The 24,662-nt window shown below is 38.9% G+C and carries 28 protein-coding genes; 15 read left to right on the top strand and 13 right to left on the bottom strand.

Translation table 11 applies throughout. The features are described 5' to 3' along the window. Positions 1-170 precede the first annotated feature (170 nt). From pnuC to CXF74_RS10900, 4 genes are all read left to right on the top strand, one after another. Positions 171-917: a nicotinamide riboside transporter PnuC gene (pnuC, locus tag CXF74_RS10915; protein ID WP_101082480.1), complete on the top strand. Its 747-nt coding sequence runs from the start codon at positions 171-173 to the stop codon at positions 915-917. Beyond that, positions 914-1,645 (top strand): nucleoside phosphorylase, encoded by a 732-nt coding sequence (locus tag CXF74_RS10910; protein ID WP_101082479.1) that lies wholly within the window; start codon positions 914-916, stop codon positions 1,643-1,645. The genes pnuC and CXF74_RS10910 overlap by 4 nt, the downstream gene beginning before the upstream one ends. 162 nt (positions 1,646-1,807) lie before the next feature. Then, positions 1,808-2,488 (top strand): Crp/Fnr family transcriptional regulator, encoded by a 681-nt coding sequence (locus CXF74_RS10905; protein ID WP_101082478.1) that lies wholly within the window; start codon positions 1,808-1,810, stop codon positions 2,486-2,488. 92 nt (positions 2,489-2,580) lie between these two features. Further along, on the top strand, positions 2,581-3,402 hold the full coding sequence (locus CXF74_RS10900) for a zinc-dependent peptidase (protein ID WP_101082477.1): 822 nt from the start codon (positions 2,581-2,583) through the stop codon (positions 3,400-3,402). Positions 3,403-3,484: 82 nt separating this feature from the next. Here CXF74_RS10900 and CXF74_RS10895 read toward each other — a convergent pair whose 3' ends face one another. The 5 genes from CXF74_RS10895 to tnpA all read right to left on the bottom strand — a co-directional run bounded on the left by CXF74_RS10895 (position 3,485) and on the right by tnpA (position 7,354). Next, positions 3,485-3,904, bottom strand: a complete 420-nt coding sequence (locus CXF74_RS10895) for a methyltransferase family protein (RefSeq protein WP_101082476.1) — start codon at positions 3,902-3,904, stop codon at positions 3,485-3,487. 1,061 nt (positions 3,905-4,965) lie between these two features. Then, positions 4,966-5,577, bottom strand: coding sequence for a mobile mystery protein B (locus CXF74_RS10885; protein WP_101082474.1), 612 nt, complete (start codon positions 5,575-5,577; stop codon positions 4,966-4,968). Beyond that, the gene (locus tag CXF74_RS10880; RefSeq protein WP_101082473.1) at positions 5,574-6,086 is read right to left on the bottom strand and encodes a mobile mystery protein A; all 513 of its coding nucleotides are present in this window, start codon (positions 6,084-6,086) and stop codon (positions 5,574-5,576) included. The genes CXF74_RS10885 and CXF74_RS10880 overlap by 4 nt, the downstream gene beginning before the upstream one ends. 745 nt (positions 6,087-6,831) lie before the next feature. Further along, positions 6,832-6,951, bottom strand: coding sequence for a hypothetical protein (locus CXF74_RS23090; RefSeq protein ID WP_442965952.1), 120 nt, complete (start codon positions 6,949-6,951; stop codon positions 6,832-6,834). 82 nt (positions 6,952-7,033) lie between these two features. Then, positions 7,034-7,354 (bottom strand): IS66 family insertion sequence element accessory protein TnpA, encoded by a 321-nt coding sequence (gene tnpA / locus CXF74_RS10870; protein ID WP_101082471.1) that lies wholly within the window; start codon positions 7,352-7,354, stop codon positions 7,034-7,036. 295 nt (positions 7,355-7,649) lie between these two features. On the opposite strand from tnpA, the gene CXF74_RS10865 reads away from it, so the two are divergent. Together CXF74_RS10865 and CXF74_RS10860 are read left to right on the top strand one after the other, a co-directional pair. Beyond that, entirely contained in the window at positions 7,650-9,191 is a 1,542-nt protein-coding gene (locus CXF74_RS10865; protein ID WP_101082470.1) for an FAD-dependent oxidoreductase, read from the top strand. Then, the gene (locus tag CXF74_RS10860; protein ID WP_101082469.1) at positions 9,188-10,000 is read left to right on the top strand and encodes a hypothetical protein; all 813 of its coding nucleotides are present in this window, start codon (positions 9,188-9,190) and stop codon (positions 9,998-10,000) included. Before CXF74_RS10865 ends, CXF74_RS10860 begins: the two co-directional genes overlap by 4 nt. A 197-nt stretch (positions 10,001-10,197) precedes the next feature. On the opposite strand, the gene CXF74_RS10855 is transcribed toward CXF74_RS10860, so the two are convergent. Next, the gene (locus CXF74_RS10855; RefSeq protein WP_101082468.1) at positions 10,198-11,199 is read right to left on the bottom strand and encodes a YecA family protein; all 1,002 of its coding nucleotides are present in this window, start codon (positions 11,197-11,199) and stop codon (positions 10,198-10,200) included. 764 nt (positions 11,200-11,963) lie between these two features. On the opposite strand from CXF74_RS10855, the gene rpmJ reads away from it, so the two are divergent. The 6 genes from rpmJ (at position 11,964) to rplQ (ending at position 15,049) form a co-directional block, all read left to right on the top strand. Next, positions 11,964-12,077, top strand: a complete 114-nt coding sequence (gene rpmJ, locus CXF74_RS10850) for a 50S ribosomal protein L36 (protein ID WP_011770886.1) — start codon at positions 11,964-11,966, stop codon at positions 12,075-12,077. Between the two features lie 127 nt (positions 12,078-12,204). Further along, on the top strand, positions 12,205-12,561 hold the full coding sequence (gene rpsM / locus CXF74_RS10845; RefSeq protein WP_101080498.1) for a 30S ribosomal protein S13: 357 nt from the start codon (positions 12,205-12,207) through the stop codon (positions 12,559-12,561). Positions 12,562-12,573: 12 nt separating this feature from the next. After that, positions 12,574-12,963, top strand: coding sequence for a 30S ribosomal protein S11 (gene rpsK / locus CXF74_RS10840; RefSeq protein ID WP_101082467.1), 390 nt, complete (start codon positions 12,574-12,576; stop codon positions 12,961-12,963). A gap of 33 nt (positions 12,964-12,996) precedes the next feature. After that, positions 12,997-13,617: a 30S ribosomal protein S4 gene (rpsD, locus tag CXF74_RS10835; protein ID WP_101082466.1), complete on the top strand. Its 621-nt coding sequence runs from the start codon at positions 12,997-12,999 to the stop codon at positions 13,615-13,617. A gap of 25 nt (positions 13,618-13,642) precedes the next feature. Then, positions 13,643-14,629, top strand: a complete 987-nt coding sequence (locus tag CXF74_RS10830) for a DNA-directed RNA polymerase subunit alpha (protein WP_101082465.1) — start codon at positions 13,643-13,645, stop codon at positions 14,627-14,629. Positions 14,630-14,668: 39 nt separating this feature from the next. Continuing rightward, on the top strand, positions 14,669-15,049 hold the full coding sequence (gene rplQ / locus CXF74_RS10825) for a 50S ribosomal protein L17 (protein ID WP_101082464.1): 381 nt from the start codon (positions 14,669-14,671) through the stop codon (positions 15,047-15,049). Between the two features lie 550 nt (positions 15,050-15,599). On the opposite strand, the gene CXF74_RS10820 is transcribed toward rplQ, so the two are convergent. From CXF74_RS10820 to CXF74_RS10810, 3 genes are all read right to left on the bottom strand, one after another. Then, positions 15,600-16,247, bottom strand: a complete 648-nt coding sequence (locus tag CXF74_RS10820) for a class I SAM-dependent methyltransferase (RefSeq protein WP_101082463.1) — start codon at positions 16,245-16,247, stop codon at positions 15,600-15,602. A 392-nt stretch (positions 16,248-16,639) separates the two neighbouring features. Continuing rightward, the gene (locus tag CXF74_RS10815; protein WP_157822383.1) at positions 16,640-17,011 is read right to left on the bottom strand and encodes a hypothetical protein; all 372 of its coding nucleotides are present in this window, start codon (positions 17,009-17,011) and stop codon (positions 16,640-16,642) included. 385 nt (positions 17,012-17,396) lie between these two features. After that, complete coding sequence (locus tag CXF74_RS10810; protein ID WP_101082461.1) at positions 17,397-18,380, bottom strand: alpha/beta hydrolase; 984 nt, start codon at positions 18,378-18,380, stop codon at positions 17,397-17,399. A gap of 326 nt (positions 18,381-18,706) precedes the next feature. Between CXF74_RS10810 and CXF74_RS21950 the strand changes: the two genes are divergently transcribed. The 3 genes from CXF74_RS21950 (at position 18,707) to CXF74_RS10800 (ending at position 20,843) form a co-directional block, all read left to right on the top strand. Beyond that, positions 18,707-19,066, top strand: a complete 360-nt coding sequence (locus tag CXF74_RS21950) for a hypothetical protein (RefSeq protein WP_157822382.1) — start codon at positions 18,707-18,709, stop codon at positions 19,064-19,066. Positions 19,067-19,525: 459 nt separating this feature from the next. Further along, the gene (locus tag CXF74_RS10805) at positions 19,526-20,194 is read left to right on the top strand and encodes an HNH endonuclease (RefSeq protein ID WP_101082460.1); all 669 of its coding nucleotides are present in this window, start codon (positions 19,526-19,528) and stop codon (positions 20,192-20,194) included. A 112-nt stretch (positions 20,195-20,306) separates the two neighbouring features. Further along, positions 20,307-20,843 (top strand): hypothetical protein, encoded by a 537-nt coding sequence (locus CXF74_RS10800; protein WP_101082459.1) that lies wholly within the window; start codon positions 20,307-20,309, stop codon positions 20,841-20,843. Between the two features lie 632 nt (positions 20,844-21,475). Here CXF74_RS10800 and CXF74_RS10795 read toward each other — a convergent pair. From CXF74_RS10795 to CXF74_RS10780, 4 genes are all read right to left on the bottom strand, one after another. After that, entirely contained in the window at positions 21,476-22,138 is a 663-nt protein-coding gene (locus CXF74_RS10795) for a hypothetical protein (protein ID WP_101082458.1), read from the bottom strand. Positions 22,139-22,198: 60 nt separating this feature from the next. Beyond that, positions 22,199-22,942 (bottom strand): HNH endonuclease, encoded by a 744-nt coding sequence (locus CXF74_RS10790; RefSeq protein WP_101082457.1) that lies wholly within the window; start codon positions 22,940-22,942, stop codon positions 22,199-22,201. An 81-nt stretch (positions 22,943-23,023) separates the two neighbouring features. Next, on the bottom strand, positions 23,024-24,076 hold the full coding sequence (locus CXF74_RS10785) for an HNH endonuclease (RefSeq protein ID WP_101082456.1): 1,053 nt from the start codon (positions 24,074-24,076) through the stop codon (positions 23,024-23,026). Further along, a partial coding sequence (locus CXF74_RS10780; RefSeq protein ID WP_157822381.1) for a class I SAM-dependent methyltransferase occupies positions 24,077-24,662 on the bottom strand: 586 nt, incomplete at its 5' end.

Below are 24,662 nucleotides of genomic sequence, written 5' to 3'. Positions count from 1 at the left end.
CATTATTAATCAATGCGTTATGAAATGGCGTTAAAATCACCTATTAAAATACATAGCAGTAACATTTAATAAATTTGATCGTGCACACCCCAAGGAGGACAAATATCCTCCCTGTCGCTTTAATCTCACTTTATGATGAACTCACCTAAAAAATCATAAAGGACATCATCATGGATCTATTCGCCCTACTCGATATAAATAATACGCTTGTCACTATTCCCATTGGTGGCGGTTATGCCATGAGTTGGATTGAAGCGCTTGGCACCATTTTTGGTTTGCTGTGTATTTGGTTTGCCAGCCAAGAAAAAACCATTAATTATCTGTTTGGTTTAATAAATGTAATGCTCTTTGCTGTGATTTTTTTCCAAATTCAACTGTATGGCCTGTTACTACTGCAGCTTTTCTTTTTCTGCGCCAACATATATGGCTGGTACGCATGGACAAGACCAACGGCAGCTGGCGATACACTTGAAGTACGCTGGTTAAGCAAACAAAAGCTAATGATGATTGCAGCGATCAGCGTAGTGGCAATTGCCCTGCTAACAATTTACATCGACCCGTTCTTCTTCGCTTTAGCTAATATCGCGGTGAACAGCCTAAATCTGTTTGGCGCTGGTTTAGCACCACCAACATTAGCACCTGATGCGTTTCCTTTTTGGGATGCTACGATGACCATATTGTCAATTGTTGCACAGGTTTTGATGACCCGTAAATATGTTGAAAATTGGATGCTGTGGGTCGTCATTAACATCATCAGTGTTGGCATCTACGCATCACAAGGTGTCTATGCCATGTCAGTTCAATACGCGATTCTTATGTTTATTGCTGCAAATGGCACACGAGAATGGACTCGCACAGCAAAAATAAATAACAACAAAACGCATCTCCCACAATCAAACCAAGAGGCCCTTGTATGAGCAAACAGCCGCATATTTGTGTCGATGCAAGTCAAATATCCCCACTGGTAATTGTATGTGGGGAGCCCGACCGAGTTAACCGCATCGCCACCCTCATTGAGAATGCTAAACTCGTCTCTGAGAATCGTGAATATCGTTTATTTACGGGCTATTACAAAGGAAAAATGGTGACAATATGCAGCACCGGCATTGGCGCCCCTTCGCTAATTATTGCACTCGAAGAGCTCAAGCAGTGTGGCGCCACGCATATTGTGCGCGTGGGCTCAGCTGGTGCAATGCAAGAAAACATTCAATTGGGAGATCTCATTGTCGCAGAGGCTGCGGTGCGTGATGAAGGCGCTTCTAAGGCGTATATTAAAGCGAGCTATCCCGCGTATTCGAGCTTTGTTTTGCTAAAGGCATTAGATACTTTTTTAGCAAAACAATCGGCAAGTTATCACCTTGGGCTTGTGCGTTCACATGATAGTTTTTACACCGATGATGAAACAGAGATTTGTCATTATTGGAATAAAAAAGGCGTATTAGGTGCCGATATGGAAACCTCTGCATTATTTGCAGTGGGACGATTGCGAGGACTTGAAGTGGCGTCGATTCTCAATAATGTGGTGTTATATCAGCAGGATGTAAAAGAAGGCGTTAGTCAATACGTTAATGATGACCAAGCCTTGATGAAAGGTGAAAATCTAGCCGCAATAGCCGCCTTAGAGGCTCTGTGTCAGCAAGCTTAAGACTTTTTAGGCAATCAAAACGATTAACAGGCGATGCTTACGTATCGCCTTTCTCTTATCGAACGAGATCTACAGCACAACCCATTACTAAGATAAAACAAATAGTTGTAATTAGTCTCAAATCTAATTAATTTTGCAGTCCCATTAATAGATGAGTTCACTATGAGAATTAGCCCTTACACATCAGGTCGTTTCCAATCATTCTTAAACGATAAACGCCACGCATTTAAAGCGCTGATTTATCAATGCCAGGTAGGCACACGTTATGTTGATGTGGGTAACGAAATTCTTCGTCAGGGTGAAAAATTAGAACACCTCTATGTGGTGCCTCTTGGGCGTGTATCAATGAGCATCAGCGCAGCTAATGGGCGACGTTTCCAGCTTGGAGAGGCTGATTGTGACTATCATATATTCGGTGAGATGGAGTACTTTAGCAAAACGCCTTGTCAATGGACGGTCGTCGCTGCCGAGCATTTACAACTAGACATCATCTGCCTCACCGCACTGACCCAAGCCCTCTATTTACAACCTGAAATGATGTTCTTTTTTGCAGCCGCTTTAGCAGAAGATTACCAAGACTCAATGGATATCTACACAAACCGCTTACTTCATCCTATTACTTACAACATTGCATATGACTTACTGATGCAAAAGGAAACAAGCGCCGCCTTAGGTGGCTTTGATAAAGTGAACCAAGAAGCTGAGCGTTTTGGGACCTCCGGACGCGTTTATCGCCGTGCAGTCAGAGACCTAATAGATAAAGGCTTGATTAACAAAACAGAGCAAGGTCTTACCATTATTGATGAAGATAAATTAAGAGCATTCCTCGCTCATTATGAATAAAAACAAGTCTACAATGCTTAGTATTGATATTTAACACAAAGACCCCAATGTTATAGGGATAAACCCATATTCCATTTTGCATTGAGGTCACTATGTTACCTATTTTATTACCCCTATTTATCGGTGCATTATTAATAACCTACATCCTAGGAAAACCTTACTGGCGAACTTTTCAACGCAATAAAATTAGGCAACGCCCCTTTAAAAAGCAATGGCGTAAAATCCTCAGCAAAAGAGTCCCCTACTTTAGAAAGATGCCTGCCGATTTACAATTACAGCTAAAACAACATATACAAGTTTTTGTAGAAGAGAAAAACTTCATTGGTTGCAATGGCTTAAAAATAAACGATGAAGTAAAAATCACCATTGCAGCGCAGGCGTGTTTACTATTGTTAAACAGAAAAACAGATATTTACCCAAAACTACAAACAATTTTGGTCTATCCGAGGGCGTTTATACGCCAACAGCAACAAATAAATAATGACGGTTTACAGTTCACTCAACGACAGGCATTAGCGGGAGAATCTTGGGAGTTCGGCAAAATTGTATTGTCATGGGAAGACACACTACAAGGCGCTGAGATCACCGATGATGGCCACAATGTGGTGATCCACGAATTTTCACACCAATTAGATCAAGAAGATGGCAACGCCAACGGCGCCCCTATTCTAGGTAGAAATCAAAATTATGAAACATGGTCTGCCGTCTTTTTAGAACACTACGAACTGCTAATGCGCCAAGTAAAAGAAGGTAAACCCTCTTTGTTTGATTATTATGGTGCCACCAATCCTGCGGAGTTTTTTGCCGTCGCCAGCGAAGTATTTTTTGAACAATCAAGCGAGCTGTTTGCCCAATACCCCAAATTATATCTACAACTAAAAGACTATTATCGTGTTGATCCTATTTGCTGGTAACGCGTTAATCTCATGCCAATAAAGAACAAAGAACAAAGAACAAAGAACAAAGAACAAAGAACAAAGAACAAAGAACACCCCACTACCAAATCCAAGGGATGAGCGCTTTATTGCTTTTTTGATAGACGTGATACGCAGCGTAATGTGCGCATAACGCTTTTTCTTCAAAGCGTGCTTTTAACACCAGCACCACAATCAGTAATAACCACGCACCTAATTTCCAAAAACTAAACTGACAGAAAAGAAATCCTAAACTGCCAAATATAAGCGAACTGTACATAGGGTGGCGAATAAACTTATAAGGGCCATGAACAATCAATGCCCCTGTTTCTTTGGGCTTCGGGCGAACATTAAAATTACCAGGACGATTAGCCATTAATGCTGATAACGCAATCAAAGCGCCAAGCACCATTAAAAATAACCCCACGATTGAAAACGACAAACTTGCCAACGGCCAAGCAATAACAGCCAGCAGTAGAAATTGTGCAATCACATAAAACATAACATACCCTCTCTTTGATACTTTTAAAGGTTATAGCAATCGGAATAAATAGCAGAGCTATTTTACAGGGAATGACGATAAGCAGAGCACTGAGTATAACCATAAGCCGTCCCCTCGAATAACCACTGCCGTCATCCTCGAAGTGTTTTATCGAGGATCTGCCTTTGACACCCCACACCTGAGATTCCCGATAAAACAACTCGGGAATGACGATAGTTAAGTAGTCAGCCTCGGACAACCATAAGCCGTCACCCTCGAACCACCACAAGCCGTCATCCTCGAAGGGGTTTATCGAGGATCTGCTTTGTGAACCGACACCTGAGATTCCCGATAAAACAACTCGGGAATGACGGTAAAAGAGAGTGTCAATGACGACAAGCTTAATACGTTCAGTACCACAAGCCACCACCCTCAAGCCACAAGCCGTCATCCTCGAAGTGTTTTATCGAGGATCTACCTTTGACGCTCGACACCTGAGATTCCCGATAAAAGAATTCGGGAATGACGATCTGGAACAAGCCGTCATCCTCGAAGTACTTTATCGAGGATCTTCCTTTGACAGCCAACACCTGAGATTCCCGATAAAACAACTCGGGAATGACGGTAAAAGAGAGTGTGAATGACGAGCAGGATAAACCTCCCCCTCGAACCACCACAAGCAGTCATCCTCGAAGTACTTTATCGAGGATCTGCTTTGTGAACCTACACCTGAGATTCCCGATAAAACAACTCGGGAATGACGGTGAAAGAAAGCGTGAATGACGAGCTGGATAAGCAGCCCCCTCAAACCACCACAATCGTCATCCTCGAAGTCTTTTATCGAGGATCTTCCTTTGACAGCCCATACCTGAGATTCCCGATAAGACAACTCGGGAATGACGCTCTGGATAAGCAGCCCCCTCGAATAACTACAAACCGTCATCCTCGAAGTACTTTATCAAGGATCTTCCTTTGACAGCCAACACCTGAGATTCCCGATAAAACAACTCGGGAATGACGGTAAAAGAGAGTGTGAATGACGATAAACAATCATCCACCAAATTGATTACCTATAGTTAAAGTTACTCATTACCTAATCTATCTAAATAATGCACCATCTCAGAGAAGTCACCAGCATCGGCTTTACGCAAGCCCGATATGTAAGCACCTCGTTCTTTAGAGATATCTTCGAGTTTTACGTTTGCCCATTTTAGGGGCTTTTTGTGTAGCAGGAATACCCTGACAACATCAGTAAAAATTCTTGAGTGGCGACCATTACCATTTGGAAAAGGGTGAATCTGTACCAGTCTATGTTGAATTCTAGCGCTGAGTTCCAAATCTGAAAAATGTTTAAACTCAAGCCAACATTTTGCATCTTCTAGAAAATTATGTAGGTCGACAGATATGTTTTTGGGATCAACACCGATATTAAGCTCTCGCACTCGGAAAGTACCGGCCCACGCCCAAATATCTCCAAATAAACTTTCATGGAGAGCAGTAATAAAGTCCCGACTAAATATATCATCCAAAGTCAGCGCATTGAGATTAGACACCCAAAGCTGTCCTTGTAGAATATTCGCGGCTTCAACTTCATTGAGCTGCGCACGGATTTGAATATGAGGTAGTTTTAACCCTTGGAGATCGTCAGGGGAAAGTGGTGTTGCACCTTCAGGATCATCTATTAATAAATTCAATTATCTACCGTCTCTTTATCGTGCTTCCAAAGAACACGTCCTCCTGACTTTAGTAGCTCTTGTTTTAATTCATCTATAAGAAATTTTTCTTTTTGAGCACTAATCACTTGTGCTTCTAGAAACATATTTTGTGAGTTTTCTGACAAACGAATCTTCGCTAATTTTTCGGCGCGTGCTTCTAGGGTCAAATTCACGTCTTGCTTAAGCACTAAAGTATAAGTGAAATCACAACCTAGCTTATCAGCTAACTCTTTTAGTTGATTGATTGTTATATCCCCTTCAATCTCACGCCGTTCAAGAATTGATACTCGATTTCGACTCAAGTTTAGGCGTTTGGCTAATTGAGCACCAGACATATCTAGCGCTTTACGGATAGTACGAACCCAGCCTTCAGGAGGTCTAGGAGGAATACCTTTAAGGTTAGTCGCTGAATTCACAATTTCTTTGTATTGCTCTTTCACCATTGAACGAACCGTATTTTTAGGTTTTTTAATGGAAAAATTAGTCATATTATCACCTGATACTTATGTTTCATTCTATTAAGTGTAATTCAATTCAATGACACTATCAAACTTACGTATTTAATAATGATTACATTAAAAATAAAAATGTATTCAATATAGATTACAAACAAATTTAATGTGTATTTAAATATGATTACAAAAATAAATAAGATAGTTATATAACTGATATACAGGCGTAATTCCTGCAAGCAAATAACTGATGAAAACCAGGTTGATTTTGATTGTAATAGAGGAACAAGCCGTCACCCTCGAAATACGTTACAACCACAAGCCGTCATCCTCGAAGTCTTTTATCGAGGATCTGCTTTGTGACCCTACACCTGAGATTCCCGATAAAACAACTCGGGAATGACTGAAATAACGGTAAAAAAGCATGAATGACGATAAGCAGTAATCAAACATCCCCTCCCTACAAAACGTTACATTATAACAAAACAGTTCCCTTGTTAGCCTATATTATTACAACATAACATTAAATACCGTTTCTCATTAATACTGACTATAAAAATAGAAGGTCCTGTTATGCACCAACAAAGTAAATCTCCAACACTCAATCTTTCTTTTTCTCAATATAAGGAAAGCAAATGATCTCCGTAGCCCCGCGTATTAAGCGTAAATCATCAAGCCTATTCTCCGCAGAGAAAATAATACAATCAGCGAGTGAAGGTGAAATGCCAGAGATCTTTACTAATATTTACCGGGATGATTGCAACATTGCAGTTTGGAAACGTCAGGTTTCTAGTGAGCTAGCATTAGCCTCAAGCGATATTTTGATTTTGTTGCGCCTTTTATTGGTAAGCACAAACAGTTGTGATGAAAAAGGATCGAGGCACAATGTTTCCTCAACCATCATAGATAGTCCATTGATCGCCTTGCGAAAATCAACGGGCTCACGGCAAAGGTAGATTTTTCAATTGAGTTGCAAGGCCTGATCATAATTGACTCGCCCTATTAAGTAAGGTGGTGATATCGATGTCAGAACACTCAATCAACACACCGTTAGATAATGTGATTCTGCATGAGGTTGTTATTGTCGGGTGGCTTGGTGGTGTCACCGTCAATGGCACTAGGTAATGACTGCTTATTGATGGCAAAATTCCTTTTTTCATCAGTAACGCACGCGCATTATAAAGCGACTTTAACGCAAGATTATTTTGCTTCGCATAAGCAGACATAGATAGGTTTTGATCTGTGGCTTTATTGATATGATCGAGCCAGACTTGCTGTGTTTTGGTCAGTGGTTTTGTATGCATAACGACCCTTAAGAGAAAGGAAAATAATGGCGGTTATTTTAAGAGTTTGATAGATGGGTTCGTTGAGCGCTTACATTTTATCTTCTCCCTCAATATTTTTAGTGATTAAACAAGCATTTCGTTTGTTGTTATCTATTCCAGAAACCTATTTTTGATTAATATAACCGAATCAAGAAAGGGATGTCCTGTTTTATCTTTTCGTTTTATCTATCTTTTTATCTAGGTAATCTCGTCGTTACTAATACAACCAACAAGCCAGAGTATTTTCTGGCTTGTTTTATTGGAAATAATCATCATGATCCGTTCTCAAAAAAAGTACACAGAGTCTCAACTTCATATCGCCGTGATTGGTGCGGGTATATCAGGGTTAACCATCGCACATCAATGTATTAAGCAGGGCTATCGCGTTTCTGTTTATGAGAAGGAGTCTTCAGCAGGCGGTAAGTGTATGGGTCATATAATTAATGGCAAAGTACATGAGCTCACTCATAGGCAAATTTTTGCTAAAAACAAGTATCTGTTATCACTTCTAAAGGAGATCCCGACCGAAACAGGGACGTGCTTAGACTACATACATTCCCAAAAAAAAGTACAATTTCATTGGGGGAAAACTAACAAAACAATTCAGTTTCAACGTAGTTATTTTTCGACTATTGAAAAGTGGGTCGATAATGCTAAGTCTGCCTACTCTATGCTCTATGCTAAAGTTTCCTTGAATGATATCTACTGGTTCAAGCAACGAGCTTTATTGGCAAAGGTAGATAATTCATACATTCACATACCTATTAGTGAATATTTTCAATATCGAAAACGACCGCAACTTGCTAATTTTTTACGTCCAATGCTGTCTGCATGGATTGGGGCGACAGATGATACTGCTACTCTTTCAGTACTCGATTTATTGAGAAATAAAGAGGGAATGTTACACCCTGAGTCTCCTCATGGTTATAGCTTGGGTTTTAGTATTCCAATCTCGCAAAGTGTGATTGAACCATGGTATCAATACCTTAAAACCTTAGGTGTCAAATTCCATTTTAATAATGAAGTCGCAAGTATTATTAATCATGAAGCAACCCCTAATCATGCGACTATCTGGCTCAATAATGGTGACAAGCTACCAGCAGACTACTTTGTATTAGCAATACCTGCACATATCATCCAACAAAAGCTATCAAGTCAATTTGGTGAAAGCTTAGCCTTACACCGTGTGTTTAGCCATGGTTTTCAACTACACTTTAATCAGCTACCACAAGCACTTAATGAAAAGACAGTCGGAATTGTTATTGATTCGCCTTGGGGGCTTAGTTACAGCATCACTTACCCAGAGTGCCAACATAATAAAAATAGATTGGTTTGTTTATCTATTACAGCAACGAATATGGATACTGCTATTGGCTGTGTTTACGATAAACCTCTATTACTTTGCTCGCAAACAGAAGTACAAGTTGAACTCTTGACTCAGCTCATGGGCAATACACAACTTCTTGATGATCCAGGTTTCGTGTCATTTCATATCGGTCCTGGAGCAACAATCGTACCTCGGCTTGATGCTGAACATTCAAATTATAGCGATTGGCATAAAGGTAATACATTTACCGATGAGGATGGCGTTCTGTCTTGCTGGGTTATTCAGCATTCCCTTGCTCATCCAACTTATCAAAATAAAATGGCAATTCACTCTGAAGAATTTGATAATTTATTTTTTACTGGTGAATGTATTGTCGATGCAGAACAAACATGGCGTGTACCAGCCACATTAGAACGTACTATTGAAACCGCAATCCTATGCCATAAGCGACTTACAACATGCATAGAAAATATGAGTAATACACGATGAGCCAAATTTCTCGCACACACTTACTTTCCAGTGGATTATTTTTATCCCTGTGTTTGATTTATTTAACAGGTTTTTATCAACTTACAATTTCCTCGGTAACTATGACTGTCATTGTTACTTTGATTTTACCTGTTTTGTTTTGGCCTCTCACTAAAATGGTCGACAACCATCAAGAAATAAAACGTATTCTATTATTAGAGTCTGGTTTTAATCTTATCTGTGTGCTTGCTATTACTCAGTTAATCTCAGAAGGAGTGACTGATTCATTATTTATTTTTTTCTTTACCGTCCAAGCTAGCGGCTTTATTTTTGTTCAAATTAAAAAGAAAGCCTTCCGTTCATTACCGAGTTCATTATGTTTGTCAGTTGCTATTGCTATATGGATCTTCAATGGTAATCAAACAGAAATTTTAGATGATGGTCTGTTATTAATTTTTGGCTCAGTAGTACCTTGGCAATTAAAAGGAATTTATCTTGCTTGGCTTACTCAAATTCTGTTGAGTGAATATCGCCATGTACTTCCTAAGTTAACTATTTTGTTGGTGCATATTGCATCATTAACTGTAGCGTTAATGGCCGACGATTTCTTTCATGCTCGTATCGTGACAGCCAGTCACCTACTTTTTTTGAGTTTATGCTTTGATTTGAAACTACGCAGTTGGGGAGGAACGGATTTTGCAATATCTCGGCGAGTTGCAGTCATGATGTCAAAAGTAAATATCGCTAAGCTCGTTTATATAATCTGTTCATTAGCATGCTTAAGTTTGACCGCTCATTTACTACTTAGCTCTTTAAATTATAATAATTAACTTTACTTTAATCTGGGTGCGAAACTCTTCTTAGTTCTCCACCCACACCTGTTTTTATTCATACAAACCGATCCTATAAGAACCCAATTCAGGACACCCAAACGTTGTCGCTAGCAAAAACAATTAGCTAGGGAATAAAGTCTTTGGGTGCCCCGACGAATCTTCCTCATAAGAATAAACAGCGACCAATATCATCACTAAATGTCGAATTTAATCACTTGTGAAAACAAAGGTAATAAGGTGAGATTAACTGGTATTTTTTCACCGTCTTGATACTGACGAGGATCAACGATAGCAAAGCCAAACAGTATCATAAAACGACTAATTAAACGTACTTCGATAATGCGTTTCAGTTCCTCTTTTTGAGTGCAATAAGTATTCACTGGTAAGTCAGTTTCAAGCCAAGGAAATGCCACATTAACCTCTTCACATAACTGTTCTACACTACCATGCTCTTGCAAACGCCAAAAACTAAAAGCCCAGCACATTGAAATCATCACGTGATCAGAATAGCCATCTAAATAGCCCCAATTATATTTCTCAATATAATATTGTAACAATGGCACAAAGAAACCGTTTAGCCCCTGTTTTTGATAAAGCCCCTCGCCCTTTTTAGTCAGGCTAAAATATCCTTTCTGTAATTTAATAAAACCAGAGTGCTGTAACAAAATGCGAGTCGCATGCAAGGCGGCAAACTTATCTTCATTACTGCCTGTAAATTCACTAATACTTGGCATAGTTTCATATTTTGCAACAGCTAAATTACTCAATATTAATGATGCTTTTTTAACTGTTTTAGTCGGTAAATTACCTTTAGGGGTTGCTTTAAGCTTGCCCATATTGTCTAAAATATCAGTGAGAATGATTTCAACATAAGCTAATAATGGTGAGTCAAATGCGGATATTTTAGGAGCCGTGAAAGTGACACTTACAGCATTTGAACAATCATCATGGATCCAACTATGCATTACTTCAGGGGATAAACCGCAATAGTTGTCAATAGCTCGATTATTTTGCTGATCAACTTTATGCTCTAAAACAACTTGCAAGTCTTCCAAGGATAAATCAGGATTCATTGCGACTATGTTTTGTAATTCATGAGCGATATTTTGTGTTTCAACCGCGCCACTATTCATGCAACACTTTTTATATTTTATGCCACTACCACATGCGCAGGGATCATTACGTTTTAGTTTCATACCGTTCCTAATAATACTTCCAGGTTTTCTGAGCAAGTCCAACCGAATACTCGATCGTCGAATGCTTTCTTTATTAACTTTTAACAAGTAAATATATCAGCTATTTATTGCGAACTGTATAAACAATTAATACTAACGTATTGAACGTATGAATTGTAACCCTCAATACACAGACTTAATTAATGAAAATGGTAGCCCTTGCTTTGGTTCATAGGCAACAAGAATGCATCCAAATCGATTATTCTATAAATATAAATGGCGTGTCTTCTATTCAGAATCTGTATGTGGAAAGGCTTTTTTGAGCATCCCCGACTATCAACGGCGGATGCAATGAAGTTAATGCCGCAATTAAAGCAACGAAGGTAATGGTTACCTCATTTATAGCGTGCATTATCCAAGATAATGGTCAAGGTCGCCCCAAAGACCTTTAAACCAAGCCGATTTTAAAACAATAGGTAGCAGGAATAGCGGTATTAAAAACCAAACCATACTCAATACGTTTGTGATGATAGAGGTAAAATCCATTTTAAATCCTTAATAAATTGGTTCATTGAAACACCTAGATTAATTCACAATAAAAGGAAATACCCTGCTTATTTTCCTAACTCACAAATATTGAATATTTTATTTGTTCTTTCCAATCAAGTTTACCTCGAATAGTTAATGATAATTTGCTATATTCCGTCACCCCTTGCAATTTGTAAGGTTACAAGCGTTTTTTGTAACTGTACAAGGGCTTAATATTTATAAACCGGAGTGTTGCAATGAAAGTTCGTGCATCCGTTAAAAAAATCTGTCGTAACTGCAAAGTTATCAAGCGCCACGGTGTGGTGCGTGTTATCTGTGTAGAGCCAAAGCATAAACAACGCCAAGGCTAATCCAGATTTTGGATACCAAAAGATTCTAGCTTTATAGACTAGAATAGAGTTTTTTTCTAATCATCATTTGTAGAGCATCCTTTCGGGCTTTTCACAGATGAATTTTACTTAATTTAAGGAGTGCATAGTGGCCCGTATCGCTGGCATTAACGTTCCTGATCATAAGCATATCGTGATTGCATTAACTGCAATTTTTGGTATTGGTAAAACTAGCTCACAGAAAATCTGTGCAGCGACTGGTTTTGCTGAATCAACGAAGCTTAAAGATCTGGAAGAATCACAAATCGAAGCTATTCGTACTGAAGTAGCAAATTTCACTGTTGAAGGTGATTTACGTCGTGAAGTATCTATGAACATCAAGCGTCTTATGGACCTTGGCTGTTACCGTGGACTTCGTCATCGTCGCAGCTTGCCTGTACGTGGACAGCGTTCTAAAACGAATGCTCGTACTCGTAAAGGTCCGCGCAAAGCAATCAAAAAATAAGGGTAAGAGATAATGGCTAAGACTCCAACTCGTGCTCGCAAGCGCGTTAAAAAGCAAGTTGCAGATGGTATGGCTCATATCCATGCTTCTTTCAACAACACAATCGTCACTATTACAGACCGTCAAGGTAATGCGCTTTCTTGGGCAACTGCCGGTGGTTCTGGTTTCCGTGGTTCACGTAAATCTACTCCGTTCGCTGCACAGGTTGCTGCTGAACGTGCTGCTGAAGCGGCTAAAGAGTACGGTCTTCAAAACGTAGAAGTTTTTGTAAATGGACCTGGACCTGGTCGTGAATCTTCGATTCGCGCACTAAACGCGGCGGGTTTCCGTGTAACTAATATTACAGACGTTACACCAATCCCACATAATGGTTGTCGTCCACCAAAGAAACGTCGCGTTTAATCGCAACGTTCTTAGGCAATTGGAGAAAGAAAAATGGCTAGATATTTAGGCCCTAAGCTTAAACTGAGTCGTCGTGAAGGAACTGATTTATTTCTTAAATCTGGTGTCCGTGCGATTGAATCTAAATGTAAAATCGATAACGCACCTGGTGTACATGGTGCGCGTAAACCGCGTCTATCTGACTACGGTTTACAACTACGTGAAAAGCAAAAAGTTCGTCGTATGTACGGTGTACTTGAAAAGCAATTCCGTAACTACTACAAAGAAGCAGCGCGTCTGCAAGGCAACACTGGCGAAAACTTACTTCAACTTCTTGAAGGCCGTTTAGACAATGTTGTTTACCGTATGGGTTTTGGTGCTACTCGCGCTGAATCACGTCAATTAGTTAGCCACAAAGCGCTAATGGTAAACGGTACAGTAGTTAACATTCCTTCTTTCAATGTGAAAGCTGGCGATGTTATTACAATTCGTGAAAAAGCTAAAAAGCAAGCACGTATTGGCGCTGCACTAGAAATTGCTGGTCAACGTGAAGCCCTAAGTTGGGTTGCTGTTGATACAACGAAGATGGAAGGCGCATTTACTCGTCAACCTGAACGTTCAGATTTATCTGCTGAGATTAACGAACAGTTAATCATCGAACTTTACTCTAAGTAAAGTTAACTGCTAAGAGAGGACACAAATGCAGGGTTCTGTAATTGATTTTCTAAAACCAAGATTAGTTGATATCGAACAAGTCAACGCAACTAGAGCAAAAGTGACTTTAGAGCCACTTGAGCGTGGTTTCGGCCACACTCTAGGTAACGCGCTTCGTCGTATCTTATTATCGTCTATGCCTGGCACAGCGGTAACTGAAGTTGAAATTGATGGTGTACAACATGAGTACAGCACCAAGGAAGGCGTACAAGAAGATATCCTTGAGATTCTTCTTAACCTGAAAGGCCTAGCTGTAAAGCTTGAAGGTAAAAACGAAGTGTTAGTTAGTTTAACTAAATCTGGCGCTGGTCCTGTTACTGCAGGCGACATCATCCATGATGGTGATGTAGAGATAGTCAACCCAGAACATGTGATCTGTCATTTAACGGGCAATGCTGAAATTAGCATGCGTATTAAAATTGAAGCAGGTCGCGGTTATGTTCCAGCTTCATCACGTATTCATACTGAAGAAGATGAGCGTCCAATTGGTCGTCTATTAGTAGACGCGACTTTTAGCCCTGTTGAGCGTATCGCTTACAGTGTTGAATCAGCTCGTGTTGAACAGCGTACCGATTTAGACAAGCTTGTTATCGATATGGAAACGGATGGTACACTTGATCCTGAAGAAGCAATTCGTCGCGCAGCTACTATTTTAGTTGAGCAATTAGACGCATTTGTTGATTTACGTGTAGCAAGTACGCCAGTCGTTGAAGATGATACTCCAGCGTTTGACCCGATTCTTTTGCGTCCAGTAGATGATTTAGAATTAACGGTTCGTTCTGCTAACTGTTTGAAAGCAGAAACGATTCACTATATCGGCGATCTGGTACAATGTACCGAAGTTGCACTTCTTAAAACGCCTAATTTAGGTAAGAAGTCGCTAACTGAGATCAAAGATGTTCTTGCATCACGTGGGCTATCTCTAGGCATGCGCTTAGAAGACTGGCCACCAGCAAACCTAATCGAAGATTAATAAACTAATCATCGAATAACAAATAATAAGGATTAAGTCATGCGTCATCGCCATAGCGGACGTCAACTTAACCGAAACAGCAGCCACCGTCAGGCAATGTTTCGTAATATGGCAATTTCAATTGTTGAACATGAAGTAATTAAGACTACTTTACCTAAAGCAAAAGAACTTCGTCGTGTAGTTGAACCTTTAATTACACTAGCTAAAACGGATAGCGTTGCTAACCGTCGTTTAGCTTTTGCTCGCACGCGTGATAACGCGGTTGTAGCTAAACTATTTAATGAATTGGGTCCTCGTTACGCGAGTCGCCCTGGTGGTTACACACGCATCATTAAATGTGGTTTACGTACCGGTGATAAAGCCCCTATGGCTTACATCGAGTTAGTTGACCGTCCAGTAGTAGCTACTGAAGAAGATTAATTCTTTTTCTTAGTTACATTAAAAAAGCCGAACTTATGTTCGGCTTTTTTGTAAGCATTGATAAAAAAAATTCTAACATCTCTTAATTTCATTTCTAAAGCGCATTTAGAACAGGATAGAGGAAAAGGCTTACTTCTATGTTTACTAACACCTGAAAACGCCATAAGGGCCCCTCTTTAATCACCTTTAACGCATACTTATACCCATGCTACCTCAAGATGCTTTGTCAGGCACAAGCTCGATAACCAGAGCAAGGCACAACATGAGGTAATTGTTATTCACTTTTTGATTGTTGTAACACTGGGCTGGTTTTCGAGCTTGCGCCCCGTAGGGCAAGGTAACTTGTACCCATCTACGTCGTTATAAAATTTCGACTTAGAATGACTAGGCTTCAATTTTATGCCTAGTATCTCGGCACAATTTTCCTTGCTGACTTTGCATCTTGAAGTAGCATGGGTATATGCTTGCTATAAATTTACCTTCAACCAATAATCCTTGAATAGGCAATGAAATCTATTTGCTGATCACTCGAAACACCCACTTACACTTCCTAATTACGCTTCAGAACGACGGTTTGCCATAAAATATCTGAACGCCCCAACACATCTGTATTTTTATCAGTCACTAATAAAGGGGTTAAGCCCAAATCTTTCGCTAAGTGAAGAAGCTGATCACTACACACTGCAAACATGTGGCGTTGTTCACGACTAGGTTGATCACTGTAGTGGTACATTGATTTTGGCCCATGGCGCAATGTGATAACTAATTGTCCACCGGGTTTAATTAAGCTGGCCAGTTTACGTAATGAGCGAGCGCGTTGAGCGTTTGGAATATGCATCCAAACGGCACTGAGTAAAATCAAGTCAAAGCTAATTTCTTGTTGGGTAACATGTTGCAAATCGGGTAGGGTATCTTGCAACCAATTGACGTTTAAACCTTGAGTCTGTTGTTCCCCTAATTCCGCCAACATCTGTGCTGGCTCAATAGCAGTCACGGATATGTTATTCTCGGCCCCCTGCTCTGCCATATATTTACTATCTCGCCCAGCCCCGGCACCTAAATCTAAAATTCGTGCATTGGGTTTATTTAATACAGGCACTAAATACTCAAGCCACGAAACATGTATTTCTTCAAATGGTTTTGACAGATACATCTCAGCTAACTGTTCGGCATTATTATTATAGAAATTGACAGACATAGTTACATTCCCGTGATGACTTCAGAGCATTACCCATACATTAAATTGATAACATCAATACTATCACTTTATGATTATGACTTAATTGTTACTAATCTAATTCTTAGACAGCGGTCAAATTTTAAACACTCCTAATTATTTAAATTTAACCGTCATCCTCGAAGTCTTTTATCGAGGATCTGCTTTGCGCCCCACACCTGAGATTCCCGATAAAACAACTCGGGAATGACGATAAGCTTAATACGCAAAGCACCACAAACCATCCCCTCGAATAAGCTCAACCAGTCATCCTCGAAAACCACAAGCCGTCATCCTCGAAGTCTTTTATCGAGGATCTGCTTTGTAACCCCACACCTAAGATTCCCGATAAAACAACTCGGGAATGACGGTAGTTAAACAGTCACCCTCGAAAACCTCAAGCCATCACCCTCGAATAACCACAAGCCGTCATCCTCGAAGTCTTTTATCGAGGATCTGCTTTGTGAATCTACACCTGAGATTCCCGATAAAACAACTCGGGAATGACGGAAAAAGAGAGCGTGAATGACGATAAACTTAATACGCAAAGTACCACGACCGTCACCCTCAAATAACCTCAAGCCATCACCCTCGAACCACCACAGACTGTCATCCTCGAAGTCTTTTATCGAGGATCTGCCTTTGTCATCCCACACCTGAGATTCCCGATAAAACAACTCGGGAATGACGGAAAAAGAGAGCGTGAATAACGAGCTGGATAAACAGCCATCCTCGAACCACCACAAGCCGTCATCCTCGAAGTCTTTTATCGAGGATCTGCTTTGTAACCCCACACCTGAGATTCCGATAAAACAACTCGGGAATGACGATAGTTAAACAGCCGTCCTCGAAAATGCTAAGCAGTCACCCTCGAACCACCAAAAGCCGTCATCCTCGAAGTCTTTTATCGAGGATCTGCCTTTGCGCCCCACACCTGAGATTCCCGATAAAACAACTCGGGAATGACGGAAAAAGAGAGCGTGAATGACGATAAACTTAATACACAAAGTACCACAAGCCGTCATCCTCGAAGTCTTTTATCGAGGATCTGCCTTTGCGCCTCACACCTGAGATTCCCGATAAAAGAACTCGGGAATGACGATAATCAAACAGCTATTTTTGTCATTACTTTTACACCAATTTAAAGTGATTATTTAACGCTTCTCCCTCATTTTCATACGCAACACGGTTTGTAATTTCATGCCTATCAATACTGGCGATAACCTGCACAATATCTGCGATGATATGTTCATGATAGCGATGCGCGCTGTGCACACTCACTTGTTTGTTCTGACGATCTAAAACACCTTTTATCGACTGCTGATTAGCATATTTTTTTGCGTCAACAACCACCACATTAGTTGGTAAATTATCATAACTATTTGCACCGTGGCGCCCGAGGCGATTCCCCCCAAAACGCTTAATGCTGGAACACTTTAGTGCCCTATCATGCTTTGAGTAATAAACATGTACCCTTCTTGAAAAATGGGCAATATATTGCCCTTTCCCTAGCCTATTAACATCGTTTGAACTTAAATCAGGGGCAATCATTATCGTCTCATCAAATAGCTTCCTCCCCGTGGGGCTACCTAATGCATCCGACAAATATTCCATGCCTTTACGTAACAGATAATTACCCATGGAGTGTGCAATGCAGAATGCAGATGAGAAACAATCCTGCTGATTTCGATTAGCCAAGTCATCAATGTCTAACAAGAATCGAGTGTAAGCACCCACAGAGTCTCGAACCTCTTCTCTGTCTGATAAATAACTAACCTGGCTTCCCGTTGAAGGCCACGAAAAGCCAATAATAATGGGTTGGTAACCTATCGCTTTTGAAAGGTGTGCTTCTAAATCATAAATTTCATCAATACTATCTTGATAATTATTATTAAAACCATGCAAATAAACACCGACCTTAGGTGTATTAATACCCGACTCTTTTAATCGTTTTAATTCATTAAACAGCGAGACTTCAAAACCCCTTTTTCCCCTTTTTTCAAAGCAATCTGCCACCTTATTATATTGATATTGGTATTCAAACTTATGCAGATGTTTTTCTTCATCAGCATATTGCCCCTTAATTATCCGTCGATTGGTCACCATAAGTATCATAATTAACGCCTTTCATTGGTTTCAATTACTTAAAAGTGGGTAGCTATACAGGGGTAGTGATGGCACTGAGCCATGGTTCATCATCACTATATCCCGAGCACAGTTCGAGCATAGTGGGATAACCCAATAAAAACATTACACAGGATTACGTGCTTTGGAGCGCATCACTTTAACAATAGTTTTTCACTTGGTAAGGTCGAGGCATTACAACAACTGGCGACTCGTGAATCATGCCTGTTTTGTATATATGTACAAATGGACAGTGCTATATAAAACGCCACGTAAAACGTACAATGCACTCTATTAATCCATACAGAGAAATACGCATGAATTGTAACCCTCAATACACAGACTTAATTAATGAAGACGGAAGCCCTTGTTTTGGTTCATACGCAACAAGAATGCACCCCAATCCATTATTCTATAAATATAAATGGCGTGTCTTCCATTCGGAATCTGTATGTGGAAAGGCCTTTTTTGATCAGCCCCTACTATCAACGGCGGATGCAATGGAGTTAATGTCGCAATTAAAGCAACAAGGTAATGGTTACCTCATTTATAACGCGCATTATCCTAGAAGTGGGCAAGGTTGCCCCTTTGACCCTGAGCACCACCGTTGGAAGGATTCGACTTTCGAAGTGTCATTTTTTGATGATACCGATCCATTATGGAATGGTTTTAAATAGTATTCTTCTTAGGGGAGTGGTCAGCGTATTCCCCACGCTAGAATGAGTACAGATAAGTATGAAAAACGTCTACAACTCCCATAACTTTAATAAGATAAAATCAATAAGTTATTGCGGTTTACGGCTGTCCCCGATTGGTACTACTGATTACAGACTTTAATGCGATCGTAGCTAGTAATGTCCACCGGTACTGGCTGAGACATGAACATAATCAGGTTTCAATTTATGGCTATCCCCAAATGTACTTTCCCGAAAACTATAAAATATTAACATATTGAATTTTAAAAAACGTATGACTGCCATATCTATAATCCATGATTATATATTGAAAATACTGATGGATTATAGCTAAATCCGATGGTTTTAATCTTTTCAGGAGCCCAATAAAAATACATTGAATTTTAATGGTATGATACAGTTATTATAGATAGTTATTTTATTACATAAGGAATACTTACAATGCTTCAATGGCAAAGAACTAATAATAAGAATAATCAAAAACCACTTTACACTTTTGAAGAGATTGATGGTAAAACATTGAGAGTCACTCGTAATAATGATGGTGAAATATTCAAACGAGACTTTTCTATTGGCCACCGATTCACTACCGACAATGGACTTTCTGTTGAAATGACTAGCCTTGACCCTAACGGTGGTAGTCCAGAGTTTGGGTATTATCTTATTGCTAAGGAAATAACTAATGATGGCTATGGTAGGAAAGCAGATGTAAGTGCTCAGAACCAAATTGATAAACTTTATTTTAATCAAGATGAGAACGAAACTTATACAGCTTCTTCTGAGATAAAAAGTAATGACATTTTCATCGAAGGAACCTCAAAACAAGTATTAGTTAATCGCTACGAAAGAGATCCTAAAGCGAGGAAGGCCTGTATTGACCATTTTGGGCTTACCTGTCAAATTTGTTCATTTGATTTTTCAAAGTTTTATGGTGCATATGGCGAAGGCTTTATCGAAGTTCACCATATTAAACCTTTAAGTGAAATCAATAACAGTTACTCTGTTAACCCACTAATTGATTTAATACCAGTCTGTTCAAATTGCCACTCAATTTTACACAGAGGAAAGCAACCTCTTTCTATTGATGAAATGAAATCGATGTTTAAATAAAATAGGAATATTTATTAAAGTAATATAATAAAAATTATAGTTGGTGATAGTTTCGACGATTATATCCAACTATTTTCTACACCTATTTAGATAATAAATAACAGGAAAGGAAATGTTAATTAAATTAACAAGCAGTACCCCGGATCTCCCGTTTGCTGAGGACGATTTACTTAATGAAGAGCAAGTTCAGGCTTTACTAGCACAATGCCCGACTATCAACCTAAAAGCAGTGCAAAATAAACAGCAAATCACCCAATTTCTAGTCGAGCTATTTACCTACTATTTTGGTCTAAACACCAATAATATTAGCCCTGAAAACTGTTTAGTGGATAATATTGAACGACAAATATGGGCAAAAGAATTGGACGTTGCCTTTGAAGATGTTACCTACGCTAAAGTTTTTTGCAGTAAAGACGAAGAAGGTAAGACGACTGGCGGATTAGAAGATAGGGGGATGATTTTAACAACCTTCTTTATGTTCGACTTTGCTGATTTAATTGGATTACATATCGTTAATAATGAAGAAGAAGCCACTTTAAAAATCGATGAAAATGAGTTTAAAAGCTACTATGATTGTAAAAATATTAATGAACTCAGCACCCTATTATTTTCAGTTTGTAAAGAATATCAACTATTAGAAGGCACATAAAAAAGTGCATGAGTAAAAAGAGTTCACATATCACGCTTCAATGGTCTAAATAAAAGAGAGCTCAAAAATCCATACCTTTAACCTAGTAAATCAACAGATGATGGGGGCAGTAAGGTAGGACATCCATACCTTACATCTTTTAAAATCATTAACTTAACCGATGCATAATATAGAAGGAACCAACAAGTTACGATTACACATTATTACACTTGTCCTACCATTCCCTTAACTATTGCATCTCTTTCAAACGACCTCTTTGACATAACAAAACTTCGAAAATATCATCTACTAATTACGTCACGCATAAGTGCAAATTAGTCATACAGTGCTTGCTCTTTTTATATTTTGAAGCTTACTTCCCGATGATAAGCGAGATAATATTGATGCTACTTATTCAAAAATAAAAGGCAGGTCATATCTTACATCTTTTAAAATCATTAACTTAACCCTATACACATTGTAGAAAGTATCTATAAGTTACGATTACACATTGTTTCGTTTTCCCTACTACCCCCTCTACTATTACATCTCTTTCAACCGATTTCTTTGCGACAGTAATGCTTCAAAAAGATCATCAACTGAGTAAGTAAAAGGCAGGACGTCCATACCTTTCCTAAAATAAAAATTGAAAATTAATTAGTAATAGAGTTACGTTCAATTATCGCATCACTTGGCAGAACAAAAGTCCTCAATATTTTTTCTTTGGGTAAATAAAGGGTTATTTCTTGCCCTTTTTTATCTAGTAGTAATCCATTTAGTTTAACGATTTCATCACCTTTTTGGTAAGTGACTAAAGAACATTTCCCCCACATTTCCGATTCTATTTTGCAGCCTTTTTCGTTCAATTTCTTTATTTCGTTTTGTGCGAAATGAGAACCTTTTTCAAATGCAGTCAAAGGAAAACTAATAAATATGTAAATTATAATTAAAAAGCTACTTAGGTATTTTGTATACTTTTCTATCGATAATGAGAAAGTGATGTGAGAATCTTTTTTTATGAATATATCGAATAAAAGCATCCCTCCACCACCGAGTAACCCAATAATAATAAAGTACCAATTTGTTATTATTGACCAAAATGCTTGTACTGCAATTTCACCCACTAGACCAATAGATAAGATTAAACCATTAGCAACTAACTCTTGTTGGCTCCCAACTATGCTGCTTACTCCATAACCGACATCTAAACCTTTAATAAAAAAGTAAGCCACCATGTAAAAAAGAAAACCAAACAAAACAACTAGCGCCGTTAAAGTAGGTATAAATCCATTTACCTTATTTAATATTTTTTCCATGTTCTTTTCCCTATTATTATAACTATTGTCAGTTTCTCTATACGGCTGAAAATATAGCCATCAATTTTTAAACGTTATTTCCCGATGATAGGCAAGATAATCTTGATGTTTTCTATTCAAAACAACACCCATATTTTTATTTATTCCAAGCACTTCATAATTATCTAAACACTGCGATATACGAACTTTTCCTTTATCAGTAAAAGTGATGTAACCACGATCAAATGCTTTATCGATATTTGCCAGCAATAGAAAACCATTATTTGGATCTAACCTTTCAACATCATTTGATGCAGACCAAGGCTTGATATGTGAAGCAATTAAAAAATCCGTATTGTTATAACGCGTTAAAGCGCAACCTTGCCAATATTCGATAAGATCAGTTCTAAACTTACCCTGACCTATTCGTGTATTAACTAAAGTTGCCTTTTGAGTAGCAGTCTTATCATCTGCATTGAGCACAGCTTCAATATCAGCTTGAACATCTACTTGACTGATATCCGCTAAAAAAGCCTGATAAGATTTAATGGCGGCACTATACATGCCATTACCTTTTCTATTTTTTGCTTTGAACTCATCAAGTAACAGCACCTTAGCGATAACTTCGCTATAAATATCATAAGAGCTGATAGACATTAAACTTTCTGTCGCTATGCCCACATCATTAAGCCAATTAGGTATTGACCCTTTTAATGCTCCGATATAATTTTTAACTGTCTTTTCAGATTTACCGATCGATAACGCCCAACTTTTATATTGGGTCTCTAAGCAACCTAAGTTCTGTTTTTGTAGAAGCTTTGACATATATGCCTCATTTAAAAAAATAAAGAGATTACACACGCATACTAAATAAAACAGTCACGTACTACGAAGAACAAAGCCATATCAGCCTAATTCATTCTGAAACTCTGGATACGTACTTTCAAAAGTACCTTTCCCAAGCCACAGTTGCGCTTTGTTTTGGGCTGCAATCTGGTATGCCCAAATAGTGATCGACTCAGACCGTTTAGCGTCACAATTAAAATAGCCACTGAGTTCATCATCAAGTATTTTCTGGTTATTGATGATGTTTTGCTCAAACCACCTATCTCGATGCTCAAACCCTGCTAGATAATCACGTTTATTGTTATTACAACTGCTGTGGGCAGCAACAAAGTTGTGCCCTAAATCATTTGCGTATTTAGCAAAAGGGATGAAGTGATCCACTTCTGTTGTTTGAGTTAGTTTCTTTTGGCAATAGAAACATTTTCCTTTTTGTATCTCTTCGAGTATCGGTCTGGCCTGAGTAATTGTTTGGCGGTTGATACCAAACAGGAACGGATCTAATTGTGCCTGATTGCCAATCAGTTGTTGGTTAGCAGGAATACTCTGAATTTTGTTTATCCAAGCATTACGCGATATTTGAGTCACAAGCTCATAGAAACGACGAAAACAGTATGCGATACCTTGGTTTAACATGATGTAAGGAACGCCCTTCTTATGCGCATATAGAAAGCACTCCTCCTTCTTTGCTAACAACTGCAAGCGCCATAAAGGCCCCTCTTTAATGACTCTTAATGTGTCTCTATATATCGCACTCCAGTCATCGCTCTGCTTTAGTTTATTTATGTTTTTAATATTGAGATTATGACAACGGTTTAACTCGGTAATTATCTTCGCTTGCTTACCACTGTTTTGTTGCAGTAAGCCGTTTTGATTTTGTTCTGTTGCATTAAATGGCATAGCATGTTGCCAATAAATAGCGATGAATTTTTCAACTATGGTACTGAGAGGAATTTTTAGTTGATGATTAGGATCGTCCATTAAAGGGCTTTCTATACAGATATCAGCTAAGGCATGCAATAACGCATATTTATAAGTTGCATTAAATTCCCCTTCCACCAGCAAGCGCTGAATATAGGCGATAAAGTCTATCTGTTTATTATTCGATACGCCCATTTATAATTCCTGCTTAAGCTTTAATATCACAGTCTGCCAAGTCACTTCATCACGTCCAATAACATCTTTGTTTTGCTCCGTTACTAAAACTGTAGATAACCCGAATTTTTTGCCTAACCTACTCAGTTGGTCGCTACATACATCAAACATTTTCCTTTCATCACCACTTGGCCCATGACGTAGTGAGATAACCAATTTTCCGCCGGGTTTGAGTAGGTTGGCTAGTTTACGCAGTGAACGTTCACGCTGTGAGTCTGGAATATGCATCCACACCGCACTGAGTAAAATTAAATCGAAGCTAATTTCTTGTTGGGTAACATGCTGTAAATCGGGTAGGGAATCTTGCAACCAATTAACGTTTAAACCTTGGGTATGTTGCTTACCCAATTCTGCGAGCATCAAAGCAGGTTCAATCGCAGTAACCGAGACATTATTAGTTGCCCCCTGCTGTGCCATGTATTTACTATCACGGCCCGCACCCGCGCCTAAATCTAAAATGCGCACATCGGGTTTATTTAACACTGGCGTTAAATATGTAAGCCATGTTTCATGCACCTGTTCAAAGGTTTTTGACAGATACATCTCA

Origin of the sequence: Psychromonas sp. Urea-02u-13, assembly GCF_002835995.1 — a bacterium.
GTDB lineage: Bacteria > Pseudomonadota > Gammaproteobacteria > Enterobacterales > Psychromonadaceae > Psychromonas.
The sequence above is the reverse complement of the archived record's forward strand: the minus strand, read 5'-3'. Positions and strand labels throughout refer to the sequence as shown.

Excerpts from the sequence above, each read along its gene's own strand:
- pnuC (WP_101082480.1), top strand. The coding sequence starts at position 171 with ATGGATCTATTCGCCCTACTCGATATAAATAATACGCTTGTCACTATT.
- CXF74_RS10910 (WP_101082479.1), top strand. The coding sequence starts at position 914 with ATGAGCAAACAGCCGCATATTTGTGTCGATGCAAGTCAAATATCCCCA.
- CXF74_RS10905 (WP_101082478.1), top strand. The coding sequence starts at position 1,808 with ATGAGAATTAGCCCTTACACATCAGGTCGTTTCCAATCATTCTTAAAC.
- CXF74_RS10900 (WP_101082477.1), top strand. The coding sequence starts at position 2,581 with ATGTTACCTATTTTATTACCCCTATTTATCGGTGCATTATTAATAACC.
- CXF74_RS10895 (WP_101082476.1), bottom strand. The coding sequence starts at position 3,904 with ATGTTTTATGTGATTGCACAATTTCTACTGCTGGCTGTTATTGCTTGG.
- CXF74_RS10880 (WP_101082473.1), bottom strand. The coding sequence starts at position 6,086 with ATGACTAATTTTTCCATTAAAAAACCTAAAAATACGGTTCGTTCAATG.
- CXF74_RS23090 (WP_442965952.1), bottom strand. The coding sequence starts at position 6,951 with ATGGTTGAGGAAACATTGTGCCTCGATCCTTTTTCATCACAACTGTTT.
- tnpA (WP_101082471.1), bottom strand. The coding sequence starts at position 7,354 with ATGCATACAAAACCACTGACCAAAACACAGCAAGTCTGGCTCGATCAT.
- CXF74_RS10865 (WP_101082470.1), top strand. The coding sequence starts at position 7,650 with ATGATCCGTTCTCAAAAAAAGTACACAGAGTCTCAACTTCATATCGCC.
- CXF74_RS10860 (WP_101082469.1), top strand. The coding sequence starts at position 9,188 with ATGAGCCAAATTTCTCGCACACACTTACTTTCCAGTGGATTATTTTTA.
- CXF74_RS10855 (WP_101082468.1), bottom strand. The coding sequence starts at position 11,199 with ATGAAACTAAAACGTAATGATCCCTGCGCATGTGGTAGTGGCATAAAA.
- rpmJ (WP_011770886.1), top strand. The coding sequence starts at position 11,964 with ATGAAAGTTCGTGCATCCGTTAAAAAAATCTGTCGTAACTGCAAAGTT.
- rpsK (WP_101082467.1), top strand. The coding sequence starts at position 12,574 with ATGGCTAAGACTCCAACTCGTGCTCGCAAGCGCGTTAAAAAGCAAGTT.
- rpsD (WP_101082466.1), top strand. The coding sequence starts at position 12,997 with ATGGCTAGATATTTAGGCCCTAAGCTTAAACTGAGTCGTCGTGAAGGA.
- CXF74_RS10830 (WP_101082465.1), top strand. The coding sequence starts at position 13,643 with ATGCAGGGTTCTGTAATTGATTTTCTAAAACCAAGATTAGTTGATATC.
- rplQ (WP_101082464.1), top strand. The coding sequence starts at position 14,669 with ATGCGTCATCGCCATAGCGGACGTCAACTTAACCGAAACAGCAGCCAC.
- CXF74_RS10820 (WP_101082463.1), bottom strand. The coding sequence starts at position 16,247 with ATGTCTGTCAATTTCTATAATAATAATGCCGAACAGTTAGCTGAGATG.
- CXF74_RS10810 (WP_101082461.1), bottom strand. The coding sequence starts at position 18,380 with ATGATACTTATGGTGACCAATCGACGGATAATTAAGGGGCAATATGCT.
- CXF74_RS21950 (WP_157822382.1), top strand. The coding sequence starts at position 18,707 with ATGAATTGTAACCCTCAATACACAGACTTAATTAATGAAGACGGAAGC.
- CXF74_RS10805 (WP_101082460.1), top strand. The coding sequence starts at position 19,526 with ATGCTTCAATGGCAAAGAACTAATAATAAGAATAATCAAAAACCACTT.
- CXF74_RS10800 (WP_101082459.1), top strand. The coding sequence starts at position 20,307 with ATGTTAATTAAATTAACAAGCAGTACCCCGGATCTCCCGTTTGCTGAG.
- CXF74_RS10795 (WP_101082458.1), bottom strand. The coding sequence starts at position 22,138 with ATGGAAAAAATATTAAATAAGGTAAATGGATTTATACCTACTTTAACG.
- CXF74_RS10790 (WP_101082457.1), bottom strand. The coding sequence starts at position 22,942 with ATGTCAAAGCTTCTACAAAAACAGAACTTAGGTTGCTTAGAGACCCAA.
- CXF74_RS10785 (WP_101082456.1), bottom strand. The coding sequence starts at position 24,076 with ATGGGCGTATCGAATAATAAACAGATAGACTTTATCGCCTATATTCAG.